The 16180-nt window shown below is 66.1% G+C and carries 12 protein-coding genes; 6 read left to right on the forward strand and 6 right to left on the reverse strand.

Annotated elements, in window-relative coordinates; genetic code table 11:
* Positions 1-186: 186 nt before the first annotated feature.
* Positions 187-1206, forward strand: a complete 1020-nt coding sequence (gene hemB / locus MJD61_05495; protein MCG8554731.1) for a porphobilinogen synthase — start codon at positions 187-189, stop codon at positions 1204-1206.
* A gap of 11 nt (positions 1207-1217) precedes the next feature.
* Here hemB and uvrA read toward each other — a convergent pair whose 3' ends face one another.
* Both uvrA and MJD61_05505 read right to left on the reverse strand, forming a co-directional pair.
* A complete protein-coding gene (uvrA, locus tag MJD61_05500) occupies positions 1218-4061 on the reverse strand; it encodes an excinuclease ABC subunit UvrA (protein MCG8554732.1) in 2844 nt (947 codons plus the stop codon).
* Between the two features lie 524 nt (positions 4062-4585).
* Positions 4586-5077 carry a hypothetical protein gene (locus tag MJD61_05505; protein ID MCG8554733.1) on the reverse strand — a complete coding sequence of 164 codons (492 nt, stop codon included), beginning with the start codon at positions 5075-5077 and terminating at the stop codon, positions 4586-4588.
* Between the two features lie 640 nt (positions 5078-5717).
* Here MJD61_05505 and MJD61_05510 point away from each other — a divergent pair.
* On the forward strand, positions 5718-6026 hold the full coding sequence (locus MJD61_05510; protein ID MCG8554734.1) for a hypothetical protein: 309 nt from the start codon (positions 5718-5720) through the stop codon (positions 6024-6026).
* Here the strand turns inward: MJD61_05510 and MJD61_05515 are convergent.
* The 4 genes from MJD61_05515 to MJD61_05530 all read right to left on the reverse strand — a co-directional run bounded on the left by MJD61_05515 (position 6023) and on the right by MJD61_05530 (position 7943).
* Positions 6023-6754: a hypothetical protein gene (locus MJD61_05515; protein MCG8554735.1), complete on the reverse strand. Its 732-nt coding sequence runs from the start codon at positions 6752-6754 to the stop codon at positions 6023-6025. The two genes, MJD61_05510 and MJD61_05515, sit on opposite strands and share 4 nt — an antisense overlap.
* A 273-nt stretch (positions 6755-7027) precedes the next feature.
* A complete protein-coding gene (locus tag MJD61_05520; protein ID MCG8554736.1) occupies positions 7028-7219 on the reverse strand; it encodes a hypothetical protein in 192 nt (63 codons plus the stop codon).
* Positions 7220-7298: 79 nt separating this feature from the next.
* Positions 7299-7637 (reverse strand): DUF971 domain-containing protein, encoded by a 339-nt coding sequence (locus MJD61_05525; GenBank protein MCG8554737.1) that lies wholly within the window; start codon positions 7635-7637, stop codon positions 7299-7301.
* A 96-nt stretch (positions 7638-7733) separates the two neighbouring features.
* Positions 7734-7943, reverse strand: a complete 210-nt coding sequence (locus tag MJD61_05530) for a TIGR04563 family protein (protein MCG8554738.1) — start codon at positions 7941-7943, stop codon at positions 7734-7736.
* Between the two features lie 298 nt (positions 7944-8241).
* Here MJD61_05530 and MJD61_05535 point away from each other — a divergent pair, with 298 nt between their 5' ends.
* From MJD61_05535 to MJD61_05550, 4 genes are read left to right on the forward strand one after another with little or no spacing between them, the layout of a single operon-like run.
* A complete protein-coding gene (locus MJD61_05535; GenBank protein MCG8554739.1) occupies positions 8242-9609 on the forward strand; it encodes a S41 family peptidase in 1368 nt (455 codons plus the stop codon).
* 30 nt (positions 9610-9639) lie between these two features.
* Positions 9640-11541 carry a DNA mismatch repair protein MutS gene (locus MJD61_05540; protein ID MCG8554740.1) on the forward strand — a complete coding sequence of 634 codons (1902 nt, stop codon included), beginning with the start codon at positions 9640-9642 and terminating at the stop codon, positions 11539-11541.
* Positions 11542-11547: 6 nt separating this feature from the next.
* The gene (locus MJD61_05545) at positions 11548-14928 is read left to right on the forward strand and encodes a serine/threonine protein kinase (GenBank protein MCG8554741.1); all 3381 of its coding nucleotides are present in this window, start codon (positions 11548-11550) and stop codon (positions 14926-14928) included.
* 42 nt (positions 14929-14970) lie between these two features.
* A complete protein-coding gene (locus MJD61_05550; GenBank protein MCG8554742.1) occupies positions 14971-15960 on the forward strand; it encodes a serine/threonine dehydratase in 990 nt (329 codons plus the stop codon).
* Positions 15961-16180: the final 220 nt, after the last annotated feature.

Below are 16180 nucleotides of genomic sequence, written 5' to 3' on the forward strand. Positions count from 1 at the left end.
CTGACCACCGCTGGCTATGTTGCTCCTCCTCGAAGTATCCCCAATACTCCTCGTCGTCGCGCCTCGCCAGCGGCGCCCCGTCCTCCCCGAAACACACGAGTTTTCTTCCGCGGGCCCTAAGGGCTCGCCAGCGGCGCCCCGTCCTCACCGAAACACACGAGCTATTCTTCCGCGGGAGCTAACCAAGTGTCGATTCGGGCCAACGCTGCATTCCCCCGCACCCGCCTGAGGCGCAATCGGCGCGACGCGTGGTCGAGACGCCTGGTGCGCGAGCAGCGGCTCGATGTCGCCGATTTGATATGGCCGGTATTCGTACGCGAAGGCGAAGACGTGCGCGAAGCTGTCGGGTCGATGCCGGGGGTCGAGCGGCTCTCGATCGGTCCGCTGCGGGAGGCGGTTGGCGAAGCCGCCGCGCTCGGGATCCCGGCCGTCGCCCTATTCCCGGTCATCGACCCCAAGCTCAAGAGCCCCGAAGGCGACGAAGCGACCAACCCCGATAACCTGCTGTGCCGCGCAGTCAGAGACCTCAAGCGGGCTCACCCGGGCATCGGCATCGTCTGCGACGTGGCGCTCGATCCCTATACGACGCACGGGCACGACGGCGTCGTCCGCGACGGCTACGTCGCCAACGACGAAACCCTCGCCGTCCTGTGCGAGCAGGCTCTCGTGCAAGCCCAAGCCGGTTGCGACGTGATCGCACCGTCCGACATGATGGACGGTCGCGTCGCGGCTATCCGCAGGGAGCTCGACGAGCAAGGCATGACCCACGTCCGCATCCTGTCGTACGCAGCCAAGTACGCCTCGGCGTACTACGGGCCATTCCGCGACGCGCTGCGCTCGGCACGCAACCTGGGTCAAGGTGACAAGCGGACGTACCAGATGGATCCCGGCAACGCCAACGAGGCCCTGCGTGAAGCGGCGCTCGACGTCCAGGAAGGGGCAGACATGCTGATGGTCAAGCCCGGCATGCCCTACCTGGATATCGTCTGGCGGGTGAAGGAAGCTCTCGGCATGCCGACGTACGCCTACCAGGTGAGCGGCGAGTACGCGATGCTGCGAGCCGCTGCCCAGCACGGTTGGCTCAACTGGGAGCGGGTGATTCTGGAAAGCTTGTTGGCCTTCAAGCGTGCCGGAGCGGACGGGATCCTGACTTATGCGGCCGTTGAAGCGGCCCGCTGGCTCGTGGGACGTACCGACCAGGAGTGACCCGTCCCCGATCACTCGGCGGCGAGCGGGCTCGGAGCATCGCGAGCGAGCACCGGCCCAAGGTGGCGGCCGGTGTGAGAGCCTGCTTCCCGAGCCACGGCCTCGGGCGTGCCCTGGGCCACGATACGGCCCCCGCCAGGGCCGCCCTCGGGCCCGAGATCGATGATATGGTCCGCGCTCTTGATCACGTCGAGGTTGTGCTCGACAACGATCACGGTATTGCCGGCGTCGACCAGGCGCTCGAGCACGCCAAGCAGCTTGCGCACGTCGTCGAAGTGCAATCCGGTCGTGGGCTCGTCGAGCACGTAGAGCGTCCTGCCTGTTGCCCTGCGTGCAAGCTCCCTCGAGAGCTTGATGCGCTGCGCCTCGCCGCCCGACAAGGTCGGCGAGGGTTGCCCCAGCGGCAAGTAGTCCACACCCACCTCCCGCAACAGCTCTAGCGGCGACTTGATCACGGGATGCGCCCGAAACACCTCGAGCGCCTCGGCGACCGTCATCTGCAAGACGTCTGCGATACTGTGCTGCTTGTAGCGCACCTCGAGCGTGGCGTCGTTGAAGCGCAGCCCCTTGCACTCGTCGCAGCGGACGTAGACATCCGACAGGAAGTGCATTTCGATCTTGCGCACGCCATCGCCCTGACAGGCCTCGCAGCGCCCGCCCTTGACGTTGAAGGAAAACCGCCCCGGGGAATAGCCGCGCTGGCGAGCTTCCGGCAGCTCGGCGAATACGCGCCGGATCGCGTCGAAGACCTTGACGTATGTCGCCGGATTGCTTCGTGGTGTGCGCCCGATCGGTCGTTGATCGATCTCGACGATCTTGTCGATCTGCTCGAGCCCTGCCAGCGAACGAAAGCGTCCCATCCGTCGCTCCGATGCGTGCAGCTTGCGCGCGATGGCCGGATACAGCACGTCGTTGGTGAGACTCGACTTGCCGGCACCGGACACGCCCGTCACGCACGTGAGCACGCCGAGCGGCAAGCGCACGCTGAGGTCGCACAGGTTGTTCTCGCTGACGCCCGCGAAATCGATGTAGCCTCGAGGACGTCGCCGCCGCCGGGGCATGGGGATGGACCGCCGTCCGGACAGGTAGGCTCCCGTGAGGGAGCTCTTCGAACGCTCGAGGCTCTTGGGCGTACCCGCGTGCACGATCTGCCCGCCCTGCGCGCCTGCTCCCGGCCCGAAGTCGATCACATGATCGGCGCCCCGAATGGTCTCCTCATCGTGCTCGACGACCACCACCGTGTTGCCGATATCGCGCATGCGGCACAGCGTGGCTAGCAGCTTGCGATTGTCCCTCTGATGCAGGCCGATGCTGGGCTCGTCGAGCACGTAGATGACACCGGTCAGGTCCGAGCCTACCTGGCTTGCGAGGCGTATGCGCTGCGCCTCTCCGCCCGAAAGCGACGGGCCGGAACGATCCAACGAAAGGTAGCCCAGGCCCACAGCGCGCAGAAACTCGAGCCTGAGCCCCACCTCTTTGAGCACATCCCGAGCGATCACATGCGCCTCACCCTCCAGCTCTATCCCTGAGAAGAAACTGTACGCCTCGTCCACGGTCTTGCGGCTCACCTCGACGAGCGTGTGACCCGCCACGCGTACCGCGGCGCTCTCGGGGCGCAAACGCGACCCGGCACACTGGGAGCAGCGCGTGTGTCCGAGAAACTGCGCATACCAGCGCTTGGCCCTCTCGGATTGCGTGTTCTTGAAGCGGCGCATGAGACGGTGAACCACGCCCTCCCAGGTCACGTCGAAGTCGCCGCGTCCCCGCCGCCCCTTCCATGCGACCCTGTAGCTCTTGTCGCCGGTCCCGAACAAGATCGCATCGCGCTGGCGCTTGGGCATGCGAGCCCAGGCACGCGCGAGGTCGATGCCCAACTGGTCGAGGATTTGCTTTCGAAAACTGTTCTCCCAACCGCCTTTGGACGCCACCCCGCTCCCCCACGGAACGATCACACCCCCATCAATGCTCAGGTTGGGGTCGCCCACCACACGGGCCGGATCGATCTGCATGCGCGCGCCGATGCCGTTGCAGGCCAGGCACATGCCCTGCGGGCTGTTGAACGAGAAACCCTGAGGGGTGGGTTCGGGGTAGGATCGACCACAGCAGGCTCGCTTCTGCGAAAAAACCCGGTCGCACTCCTCGCCGGCCACGATGAGCTCGCCATCACCCAACCTGAGGGCAGCTTCCACGGAATCCACGGTTCGACTGACCGAGACGCGGCCAACGACGAGGCGGTCAACGACAGCTTCGACGGTGTGCTTTCTGCGCTTGTCGAGCGCCTCCACCTGTGCTGCCTCGAGCACGCGGCCGTCGACTCGCAGGCGCACCAAGCCGCGCGCCCGACAGGAGTCGAGCAACTCGCGGTGCTCGCCCTTGCGATGCCGCAGCAGGGGCGCGAGGAGCATGAGGCGCGTGTTGGCGGGCATCGCGAGCAGCTGATGCGCAATTCGCTGCGCACTCTGGCCGCGTACCTGGCAGCCACACTCGATGCAATGCTGTTGTCCGATTCGTGCATAGAGCACCCGCAAGTAGTCGGCGATCTCGGTAATCGTCCCCACCGTGGAGCGCGGGTTGGCCCCTGTCGTCTTCTGTTCGATGGAGATCGTGGGCGAGAGGCCGCGAATCGAATCGTACCTGGGCTTGTCCAGGCGCCCCAGGAATTGCCTGGCGTAGGCCGATAGCGACTCGACGTAGCGTCGCTGCCCTTCCGCGTACAGGGTATCGAAAGCCAACGACGATTTACCGGAACCGGACACACCGGTCAGGACCACGAGCCGCCGCTTGGGGAGCCTCACGTCGACCGACCGCAGGTTGTGCTCGCGGGCACCGCGAATGACTACGTGCTCGCTCTGCATTGCCGCAACCTGCTAGATGTCCTCGGTGGGAGCAATGAGCCAGATCGCTGAGGGCCGGGCGTCGCCCGGCGCGTTCGCGCGACGTAAGGACATGCAGAGCATATTCGAGGAGCGTGGGCGGCGCCGGGCGCGTTCAGAACCGGCGAAACGGTTTATGACCCCCGGCAAGGACATCTAGCACGCGCGAACGCGAGCTGGCCAGCAGGCACGGAGCCCGCGCCGCTCCCGTGAACGGTCTCCGACCCCCGCACCGCAACTCTTTTGCAAAAATCCCGGTTGACATGTAGGCCCTTCGGCATTCTACTCATCGGCTGCGAATCGGGACCAATGAGTGGACCGGAAGTCGAGTATCCCCACACGGGACCAAGGTGCGCTTGCAATGCCATGCGCTTACAATACCCATTGCCGCGCGTAGCGCGGATTCTGCACGGGCGGGCACAGCTCCACGCCCAGGTTTTTGGAGGTTTATCGTGCGCTTCAGTGGTGTAACCAATAGGCGGAGTCGTGTTCCAGCGACCCTGGCCTCAGTCGTGTCTATAGGCGCCCTTGCCGTGGCCGGTTGCGGCGGTGGAGGCCAACAACCTAACCAAGGCGTGGGCGGTCGTGGCGGCGCCGGCGGAATCGGCGTAGGCGGTCGTGGCGGCGCCGGCGGCGTTGGATTCGGCGGTCGTGGCGGCGCCGGCGGCGTCGGATTCGGCGGTCGTGGCGGCGCCGGCGGAATCGGCGTAGGCGGTCGTGGCGGCCTCGGCGGGGTCGGATTCGGCGGTCGTGGCGGCGTCGGCGGCGTCGGGTTCGGTGGTACTGGCGGCCTCGGCGGGGTCGGATTCGGCGGTCGTGGCGGCGTCGGCGGCGTCGGGTTCGGTGGTACTGGCGGCGTCGGCGGCGTCGGATTCGGTGGTATCGGCGGGGTCGGATTCGGTGGTATCGGCGGGGTCGGATTCGGCGGTATCGGTGCCGCTGGAATCGGCGGCATCCCGGTACCGAGGTGCCCGCAGGGATTCAACTGCGGTCCCCATTCCAGCGGCCAACGCGTGTGCCGGCAGGGAGACAACAACAATCCTCCCCAGCGCGGCTGCACCCAGGCGACAATCAATCAACCCTGCCCCAACGCCAATGCCAGCCCACAGCTGTTTGGTGGCATCTGCCAGAGGCTGGGCGGGCAGCAGTCGGTTCGCTGCGTGGTACGCTGCCTGTAGCCGGCATGGGCGCGTAAACCAACACACACACGGAGTGCGCAAGAAATCGAGGCTGCGGTGGCGCATCGGCCTGATGGCCGGTCGCTGCTGCAGCCTCGCCTTTTTTGGGGGCCCGCAGCAGGTCACTATCCTCTTCGACCGCTCGCGTCGCACCTAACGAGCCCCTGGGGCGGCTGCATCGTTAGCGGGCCCCTGGCCGGCTCCGCCCAGCCGTACGAGCAGGGTGCACCGCGGTGCCGGGCCCGCATCGGTGGCCAGCCTCCGGCACTCTTTCGAACCGAAGCGCGGGATCGAACCGAAGCGCGGGATCGAACCGAAGCGCGGGATCGAACCGAAACGTAGGGGTCGAATCAGAAACGCATGTCGAAACGAAACGCATGCCCACCACCCGCGTTTGCCACCGCGTCCTCGTTGCCGGAGCGTCCGCCGGGATCGCAGGATCGTAGCGACGAGAGCTCCGATGGCGTCAGCGATGCTCCGGTCTCCGGTGCGGCTTCAGCTGCGGATCGACGGCTATCGCAGCCGTAACGGTTCAGGCCCGAGTCAGTCGCGTTTTCAGTCGGTTTGCCGGGCGAGCGCGCTCGCAGGAATCGCCCGGGGAGTACTGCTGGTCTGCGGTTGCAGTTCGGCTGCAGCGCAGCGCAGGGCGAGGCCGATGACGAAAGCCGCCCAGAAAGCCGCCGTGCAGGCGTGGTCACCCGCGAACAATTACCCGCTCGCAGCCCGCCTCGCGCACGCGGCTCTGGATATGGATGGGAGCCGTCGCTAATGGCGCTCGCTGTTCCTGGCGTCGTGGGCGGCGCGAGGTGCAGCCCCGGGTCCGCCGGCGTGCATGAACTCGAACATCGCGTGCCATCGCGTGCCTTCGGCCCACTTCTCGACCTTTGCCTTGACTTCGCGTGCGTCGGCTCGGGTTATTCGAAACTCACCAAACGGTCTCTCGCCCAGCGGGTCGACAAACGAGGTGGTCTTCCAGAACACGGCTTGCCCGGCCACACCGCCGCGGCTGGCCTCCATGCTAGCGGCAACGACCGGTAGGTATCTGAAAGCTCCAAGGAAGTAGACACCCGGCGTGTCGATGGTGAACTCGCCGAGAGACTGAGGCGGGATGTCGTAGCGGAAGTTGACGAAGCTGCGAAGTCCGAGCTTGGGAATCGAGATGAATTTGCCGCCGGTGGATCCGCCGAAGGCGGTCACGGAAAGCGATCCGCGCGACACGTTCTCGCGGTAGAAAATCCCATCCTGCACGGTGAAGTCGAGCTCCTCCGAGGCGCCACCGCTCTCGTAGGCGACCTTGACCCAGCCAAGGTGCGTGGGCGCCTCCCCCATATCGAAATAGCCAAAAACCAGGGACGAATCGGCCCCTGCGGGTGGGCTCAGGCGGATCTGTGCCCCCTTGCCGCAGCCGGCAATCCCGCCGGCCAACAGCGCCCATGCGATCAGCTGAAACCCAAGCCCCGATCGCATCAAAGTCGGTACCCTATGCACCTGGGACATGCTTGCCTCGTCTCCCGAAGGACAACCTCTTTCACGCCCGGCATCGCACTACACAGCCGCCGCGTGACTAGAGCGGGGATGCCGGCCTGAAGCAGCGCGCGGCAACAGCACCTACGCCAGCCCACACGCCCGCGTAGAGTACATGCCCAAGGCCAGATATCAAAGGGAAAGCCCTACTATTCCTGCGGTTTTTCCACGGGCGCCCCGGTGATCGCATCCACCCCGCGCGGCCGTTCTCGACCAGTTATTCTGGGACGGGCCCCGAACCCTACGCTACTCCACTTCGCGCGGCCGCTCGTCGTCTCCGCGAGCCTTCACCGTGAAGTACGTGAAGTTTAGGTAGAGGTAGAGTACGGCAACCAGACAGCCAACCACAACGATACCCGTACCTGGCTGCAGCGCATAAAATGCAGCGCTGCTGAACAGCACGCACTGCAGGAACACCTTGACCAACAGCGGACGCATAGCGGAGGATGCGAGCATAGCACTGACCGGCTCCGGCGGCACCGAACCTCCCTTGGTACCAGGGTAGGGACTTGGGCCCTCAGCGGGGCAGGGTGCGCTTCTTTGGATCGCCGGTATGCGGCTCCGCCAGTTGTCGCAAGAAGCGATACGTGTACAGCCCTGAACCGCAGTCCGGCCAGACCAGGCGCAACGCGTAGTTGCCGATCTCCTCGATCTCCAGCAGCTCCGAGCTGTCGCCGCCAACGAACGTGATGGGACCTTGATGCCCCTGGCAGCTTGCACAGGGACAGTAGCCCCGCAGCAGCTCGAACGAGTAGGTGGTCGTGTCACCGCTCGCCCACCGAATGTCGACCTGCTGAGCGCCGCGGGGAGCGCGCACTTCCACCGGTGTGAGCTGCTGCTGTGTCAGGCCGCCCAACCAAAGGCCTCGATCGTTGCTTCAGCGGGCGCGGGCACACGCGGCCCCCTTGCCCCAACCTGCGGCCCGATCCCCGGCTCCCCGGCGGGCGCCCGGTTACTGACCAGCGGGCGCCGCGCTCTTGGCGTCATCGTCGGGGATGTCGTTAACCGAAGGGAGACGGCGTATGTCCGACAGTCCGATCTTCACGCAACGTTGAACGATCCACGACAGCGAGCGGTCCAAACGCGCCGCCTCCTTCTGGATCTCCTGCAGCATGCTTTCTGGAAAGTACAAGCTCTGCTTACGCTTATCGGTGGCTGACATGCTTCTGTTTTCCTCCGGGCCTCTCGTACTCCAGCGACCTACCGAAACTCAGTTGAACTACGACATCAGAAGTCATGCTACAGGCGGTCGGAGTTGCCTGTCAATCCAACTCCGGTACCGTATCCGGCACAGCCGCCTGTTATCGGCGGGCTGCGGTTCGGTGAGGCCAGGTTAGCATCTGACACTGTGCTCTGATGTCGCTCTTTTCAATCCACGCTTCGCGCCCCCGCCGAGGCTTTGCAGCCCAGGAACAAGTGCACCGATTCAACTCCGATTCAGCCCTAGACCCGGACCAACCATGTCGAGCCACACTCGAGTCATCGTCCTCGCTGCCGTGGTAGTGGGAGTAGCGGGAGCCGTCGCTCTGGCTGAGCGGGCCCGCGCCCTTCCAAGCGCCTCCAGCCCCTACCGGAACCTGGGCATCTTCGCACGCGCCCTCGCTCACATCGAAGCGAGCTACGCAGACGAGGTCGACCAGGACGAGCTGATCTACGGAGCGATACGGGGAATGGTCCGAACGCTGGATCCCCATTCGGTGTTTCTCGATCCCGAGGAATACAAGCTGCTCAAGAGCGACGCACGAGGCAGCTTTGGTGGCATCGGAGTCGAAGTCGATACGCGCGACGGCTGGCTTACGGTGGTAACGGTGTTCCCCCAAAGCCCGGCTGCAGCAGCGCGGCTGCAAACCGGAGATCGCTTCCTGAGCATCGATGGTATGGGGGCGCGGGACATGCCCATCGACGAAGCCGTCAAGAGGATGCGCGGCGACCCTGGAACGCGGGTCCGGCTGCGCTTGAGGCGCACGAACGTCGAGGACGCCATCGCCGTAACCTTGGTGCGTCGAGTCATGGACATCCCCGCAGTGGAGGCGTCTGTGTCGTCCAGTGGGATAATGTACCTGCATGTACGTACCTTTCATGAAGAGACGGCGAACTCGCTGCGCCGCGCGCTCGATGAAGCACAGCAGCGGAGCTCCACAGGGTTGCGAGGGCTCGTCCTGGATCTTCGAAGCAACCCCGGAGGCTTGCTGAGCGAAGCTGTCCGCGTTGCGGACGAGTTCCTGCAGCAAGGCGTCATCGTGTCGACCTGGGGACGCAATCGAAAGAGGCTGCGTGAAATGCTGGCGCGGCGTGGACACACACGTGGCTCGTTCCCCATGGTCGTGCTGATCAACGCCTACACCGCCAGCGCGGCCGAGATAGTCGCCGGTGCCCTTCAGGATCACGGGCGCGCGGTTCTGGTCGGTACCCGCACCTTTGGCAAGGGCAGTGTTCAGTCCGTCATCGAGCTGCCGAACGGTAGTGCATTGAAACTCACCAGCGCGCGCTACCACACGCCCCGCGGGCGCTCGATCCAGGCCCACGGCATCGAACCGGACGTGCAGGTCGAGCAGCTTGACAGCGGCGCCCTGCGACGCGCGCGCGTCGGTCATGACGCGCAGCGAGAAGAAGCCCTGTCGCAACATCTAGCCCCCACCCCCCCAACCGTCGCGTCGCAAGCAACCCAAGGGAGAACGCCCAGGGTAGGGCGTTCGGAACGGCGCTCAGAGCCCGGGCCAGCCCCAAAGGCGTTCGGCGACGACTATCAGGCTCAGGTGGCGCACCAGGTGCTACAGGCCCTCATCGTGTCGCAGTCCAGGCGGCCAAGGTCGCACGGAATTCCGTAGGCTACCTGCAACCAGTGGTATTTCGATTGGGTGAACGCGGTGGTCGACGACGACGGTGACGCGGTGGCCGACAACGATGGTGGACGCGATCCGCTCGAGGAGCACCGACGACGCGGGAGTCTCTTCCAGGTCGAGAGCCAACGTCACGAGCGCACCGCCAACCGGTTGTCGCTCGCTCGCTTGTTGTCGTTCCTGGCAGGCGCGGCGGCCCTAAGCGCCGGGGTGAGCCAGGGCTCGCTGCCCTGGCTGACATCCAGCGCCGTCCTGTTCGCCTGTTTCGCAGCTGCGGTTATCCTGCACCTGCGGACACTGGGTCGTAGCCAGATCGCCCAGACGCGCGAGAGCGTGCACCGCCGTCACGAGGCACGTTTGACGGGCAGCTGGAGCCAGTTCGACAGCGACGGGAGCGACCTGCTCCCCAAAGAGCATCCGTACGCTCGCGATATCGATCTGGTGGGGCGCGGCTCGCTGTTTCAGCGCATCGACGTAACCCACACGGTCACGGGAGAACGTGTGCTGGCCAACTGGCTAGGGCAGCCAGCCGGCGTGCAGACGTGCAGGGCGCGGCAGCAGGCCGTGCGGGAGCTCGCGAACCTGCTTGCTTTCCGTCAGGAGCTCGAAGTCGCCGCCCTGCGCATAGGCGGCGACAAGCTGGACGGAACCGGGTTTCGTCGCTTCACGCAGCGTCCATCGCTCTTCGCTCGCCGCCCGGCGCTCGCCCCGGCGATCGTCGTCATGCCGGCGCTTACCGCGCTGGCCTACGCGCTCGGGCAAACAGGTCACCTGGCAGCTTGGTCTTGGCTCTTGCCGGTCGTGGTACAAATCGGACTGTTGCGGCTCACGCGACGCGAGGTCCATGCTGCCCTCGACCTGGCTACCGCGAGGCACGGGAGCGTCGCTGCTTTCGAGCAGATGCTGTCGCTGCTCGAAGGCGGGCGCTTCGAAAGCGACATGCTGCGCGAGCTGCAAGGACGTGTTGGGGTCGCCGCGCTGGGGCCTCGCCTTCAGCTGCGGCGGCTCAAGCACTGGGTGGGTTGTGCGGAACTGCGCAGCCAGTTCCTGTTGCACGTCGTGCTGAACCCGCTGCTGCTTTGGGATCTGCATGTCCTTAGAGGCATCGAGCGCTGGGTACGGGATTTCGGCCCCAGGGTCGACGTTTGGTTCGATGCGCTGGGCGAGCTCGAAGCCTTGTGCTCGCTTGCAACGCTGGCCTACGCTGAAGTCGAAGCCAGCTTCCCGGACGTAGTCGACACGGACGCCCCTTTCGAGGCCCTGGGCTTGAATCACCCTTTGCTCGAGCGCGAGCACAGGGTTGCAAACGATGTAGCGATTCCCGGAAGAGCCAGCGCATTGCTGGTGACCGGTTCCAACATGGCCGGCAAGAGCACGCTACTGAGGGCCGTCGGAGTCAACGTGGCTCTGGCGCTGGCAGGTGGACCGGTATGTGCGCGTTGCATGAGGCTGCCTCAGGTGCGGCTACGCGCCAGCATGCGAATCGACGATTCGCTCCAGGCCGGTGCCAGCTATTTTCACGCCGAGCTTCGCCGCCTACAGGTCGTTATCGAAGCGGCTGACCAGGGGCCACCCATTCTGTTTCTTCTCGACGAGCTGCTACGCGGCACCAATGCGAGAGCACGCCACGTCGGTGCCAGGGCCGTGATCTGCCACCTGCTCGCGCGCGGCGGGCTCGGATTGGTGGCCACGCACGATGTGGCGTTGGCTGACCTGGCTACATTCGCCCGCGTGATGAACGTACACTTCACAGACGTCATGGAGAACGGCCGGATGCGCTTCGATTACAGGCTGAGACCAGGTGTGGTGCGCACGAGCAATGCGCTGCGTCTATTGGCGGATGCGGGCATCGACGTGGAGCCACAGGCGCTAGCCGAAGAGAAGCGATCGGGTCCTCAGGCTGGCGAGACGCCGGAGTGACTCAAGATGGCTGAAAGCAAGGACTATCTCGACAGTTTCGTTCAGCTGCCCGAGCTGAACACGCGCGAGGAGCGCACGGCGCTCTGGCGCCGCAGCATGGCCACGCTGGCAAACGCCGCGGTAGGTCAGCGCCCCGTGCCGCTCGAAGGCATCCACCCCGGACGCATCCTGACAGGCGTCCGCACCGCGTTCGCAAGCAACCTGATCGACGACCTGGATTGGCTGTCGCCGCCCGCGGCGGCACGCGCACTGTACGAGCTTGCCTCGGCGACTCCGCAGGGCAGCGAGAAGCGCGAGCTTGGCAGGCGCGTGCTGACCCGTTTGTACGCGGGCGATGCGGAGACATTCATCGCCCTCGCCTGCGCATTCGCCATGGATTCGCGCAAGACGCTCACGAGACCGCCCGTCCGCGCGCGGGTGGCACTCGCCATGGGGCTCCCGCTCGGGCTCGCCACCCAGGCGGACCGCCTGGCGTTATCGCTGGTGTCGCAGCCGGAGCTGCGGCATCAGTGGCTGGCCCAACCCGCAGTCGGCTCGCTGCCCTCCCGGCGTTTCGCCGCACGCCTGCTCGAGAGGGCGGCGCGCGCGGCAACCCTGCGGGCCGCTCAAGGCGACATGGGCCACTTGCGGGTGTTCCGCGATCCCGTCGTGATGGAAGCGTGGCGGCGGCTGCTGGCCGACAGGGAGTCGCTGGTTTGGCGCCACGTGGCGGTCGCCCGCGGCTTGTTGTCCCGGGCTCTGCCTGAGCTGTCGGACGTGATTCAGCGCCATCTGGCGCCGGCCCTGACACCGACCGAATGGCGCCGCGCAGCGACCTCACTGGCCACCCAGGTATCGTTCGATCGCGATCAAGCAGCTCGCCAGTGCGTCGAGGTGCTGCGCGGACCCCTGGTCAAGCGCGATCCGGGATTGGCTGGGAGCGTCGTATTCGGGCTTGCCCGCGCAGCCGACGCCGAGCCCGAGCTGGCGGAGGAGCTGCTCGACCAAGCGGTGCGGCATGGGTCTCTCGAAGCGGCCGAGTCCCTGGTCGAGCTGCGCCGCGAACGTCTCGGCAGGGGGCTCGGCGCCTGGGCCAGCCGCTACTGCGCTGGACAGCTGCGTGAGGAAGCCACCAAAGCTCGAGGCGATGACGGGCACCTGGCTCTGTGCGAGGCGCTCATCCGTGATCTCACGCCGCGCGATGAGCGAGCCGCCAACCTGCGCGATCATCTCGACGACGCACTAGCGGCTTTTGCCGGGCGCGGGGCCGAGCCGGCCAGTTCCGCCGCGCGCGAGGTGTTCGACCGCGTTGTGCACATGCTTGCCGACCTCGAACGGACCTACAGGATCGAGCCGAACGCCCGACTGCGGGCTTTTGGTCTGCTGCGCGAGCTCGATCTGACCCTGCTCGAAACCTCGACGCTCACGCATCTCATGATGCTGGGTGCGAGAACAGGACAGACGAGCGCCTCGGCCGCACCCCTCGACGGGGCCGCGCGCCTAGATGGAGTCTACGATCGCCTGACCGATTTGCTGCTCGAGCTGGAGCGCGCGCCAATCCAGGACGGTCAGCCGCTGCGCCACCCGCTTTTGCGCATGCGCCGACTGCGATCGCTGCTGCATCTGATCGACGCCGAAGGCGACTTGGGGGACGAGACGGAGGGACAACGTGAGCGGCGCCTTCGCTCGGCCAAGATCCTGTTCGAACGGGTGCGAGATGACGCACCATCGAGGCTGCGCCGTGTGATGTGCGCCACGCTTGCGCGCGCCTGCGATGCCCTGGTGCGAGACAACGTATGCAAGCTTTCGGACGTGTTCGTGGCGGCCACCGACCACGTCACTTCGCGGGAGGATCTGGCCACGCTGGCGGAAGCCTCGATGATGCCAGACTTCGAAAACGTGGTGGGAGCCTACGCGGAGCTGCTTGGTGGGCTCGAACAGCCGCATCCAGGCGGCGCAGCCACCGGCTCCCATACCAGGGGCATCCTGGACGCCCTTCGCCGCGTGGGCGAGGAGCTGCCATGGGCGAACAGCTCGCGCGTGACAGCGCTGCGATTGGCGCTGCTACGGCTGGTGAGCGAGCTCGAGCGTGTGGCCACCGCGCGCAGGTTGGACGATCTCGCCGCGGGGCCGGACGTCACGATCCTCGGCCACCTCGAAACCACACTGCACACCCTGGCGCTGCTGACCGCAGGGGCGCGACGGCGGCTCATGGACGACGCAAGACGCGAGGTTCCTGCAAGCGCCGGTGCCATGCGCATGTTGGACTTGGCTGCCGAAACGGTCAGACAGGATGGCAAGGCCGACGTCGCAGGTGCGGTGGCGGCGCTCTCCGGCGTGCTTCGCGAGGAACTGCCGCCTGCCATAGCGGAGAGCGCGATCCGGATCGTTGCCCGCGTCGCAGCGCTGCCGGCGGCCGGCCCGGGCCTGGCGCCGGCAAGTGTGATCCCTCCACCACGGCAAACGCTGCCCATCCCGGCCTGGCTCCCCGCAAGCCGTACCATTGGGGGGTTTCACGTGCGCCGTTGCCTCGGTGCTGGATCGGGCGGGTCGGTGTTCGTGGTGGCTCGCGCGGAAGAACGCCACGAGCCGCACGCGACCGAGCTTGCGCTCAAGGTGCCCGAGTACGATGCGTCGGTGGCGCTCACCCTGTCGGAGGACGAATTCTTACGGATGTTTCGCGAAGAGGCAGGCGCACTGCTGGCCGTCCCGAACCACACCAACCTCGCCGGCTTCGTGACCTTCGACGCCGGCGCCAAGCCGAAGCCCATCTTGGTCATGGAGCTTGTGGAGGGCCCTACGCTCGAGCGCGTCATCGAATTGGGCGCCTTGGCCATGGACGAGGCCCTGGCGGTGCTCGACGGCGTCGCGGCCGGTCTAGAGGCGATGCACCGCGCCGGCGTGGGGCACCTGGATGTCAAGCCCTCCAACGTGATCCTGCGCAGCGCGGGCAATGCAGGCCCTCAGCCCCCGGCGCCGGTGCTCGTGGATTTCGGGCTAGCCGGCCGCCAACTGCGTCCGGGCTGCGCAACCGCCAACTACGGGGCTCCGGAGATCTGGGGTTTGGTACCGGAGGGACGCACGCCTACGCCTATGAGCGCCGACGCCTACGCCCTTGCGTGCCTGGCATTCGAGCTGCTGACCGGCGTCACGCTGTTTGGTGGATCGACCCACCTCGAGATAATCCGCAGCCACCTTGCTCACGACGGCTTTCCACCTGCCCTGGCGCAACTACGGGCGCAAGCCGGGCTCTTTGGCCTGAGCGATCTGCTGGCCTCGATGCTGCGACGCGATCCGGCTTCGCGGCTACCCGTAGCGGAGTTCCGCGAAAGACTCGGGTCGCTCGCACCGCGATTGTCCAGCACGCCCTGGCCGCTCCCGGCAGACCTGCAAGCCAGCACGAGCTAGTGTCCGCGAGCCCTACCGCTGTGCGCGGCGCCCGAATGCCCCATGACACCCATCGACCCAGCCGACATCTTCGGCGCCATCGCGCGCATCAAGACACGCATACACAGGACCCCGGTGGTGTCGTCCACAAACTTGAACAAGTGGCTGGGACACGAGGTCTTGTTCAAAGCGGAGTGCCTGCAGAAGGTCGGGGCCTTCAAAGCCAGGGGAGCGCTGAACGCCGTGCTCTGGCGTCTCGAGCACGACCCTCACCCAAGCCACCTGATTGCAAACAGCTCGGGCAACCATGCTCAAGCGGTCGCGTGGGCCGGTGCGCAGGTGGGTCTACCGGTCAGCGTCTACATGCCGCGGGAAGCCTCGCCCGCAAAGGCGCGGGCGACACGACACTACGGCGCCAAGGTTGCGCTGCTCGGCAGCCGTGCGGAGGTGGATCGAGTCACCGAGCAACGGGCCCGCGAACCGGGGATGTTCTGGGTACCACCCTACAACCACGAGCAGGTCGTGGCCGGGCAGGGGACCGCCATGCTCGAGGCGTTGCTTCAGATCGGTCAAGTAGACGCGGCGTTTGCGCCCTGCGGCGGCGGCGGGCTGTGTGCGGGCACGCTGATCGCAGCGAGGGCCTGGTCCGCGGCCGTTCGTGTCTACGCTGCCGAGCCATTGAACGCCAACGATGCTGCCGAGTCGGTGCGCAAGGGGAGCATCCAGCGGCTGGCCCGTTCGCCCACCACGCTGGCAGATGGAGCGCGGACGCTGTCGGTCGGCGAGGTAACCTTCCCTTACCTGCGCCGACTGGACGGCATCTACGAAGTCGAGGAAGAGCCCATTGCCTACTGGACCCAGTGGCTTGCCCACCTGCTCAAGCTGCGCATCGAGCCCACGGGCGCCATGGCGATGGAAGCCGCCCTCAGGTGGCTCCGCAACGAAAGCGAGCCAAGGAAGGTGTTGGTCATCCTGTCGGGCGGCAACATCGACGCGTCGACAGCGCGCAAGATCTGGCAACAAGACCACCTGAGCCAGCGCCCCACGCTCTGACACCACGCTCAGCGTAACCGTTCACGGTGGCGGCGGCGGCGACCCCGGCGACCCCGGCCCGACCCTCGATAGAGCGGCCGGTGTCAAGTACATGCAGTGGTCCCCTCCGGCAGCGCGGTGCGCAGTCGGCAATACGAGAAGTGGGCGCCCGCCGAGAAGGACGGCACAGGAGTCGCGACTCACCCATCGATACGTGCTTTGAATCCGGCCTAACGTTGCC

The organism is Pseudomonadota bacterium (genome assembly GCA_022361155.1).
GTDB lineage: Bacteria > Myxococcota_A > Polyangia > Polyangiales > JAKSBK01 > JAKSBK01.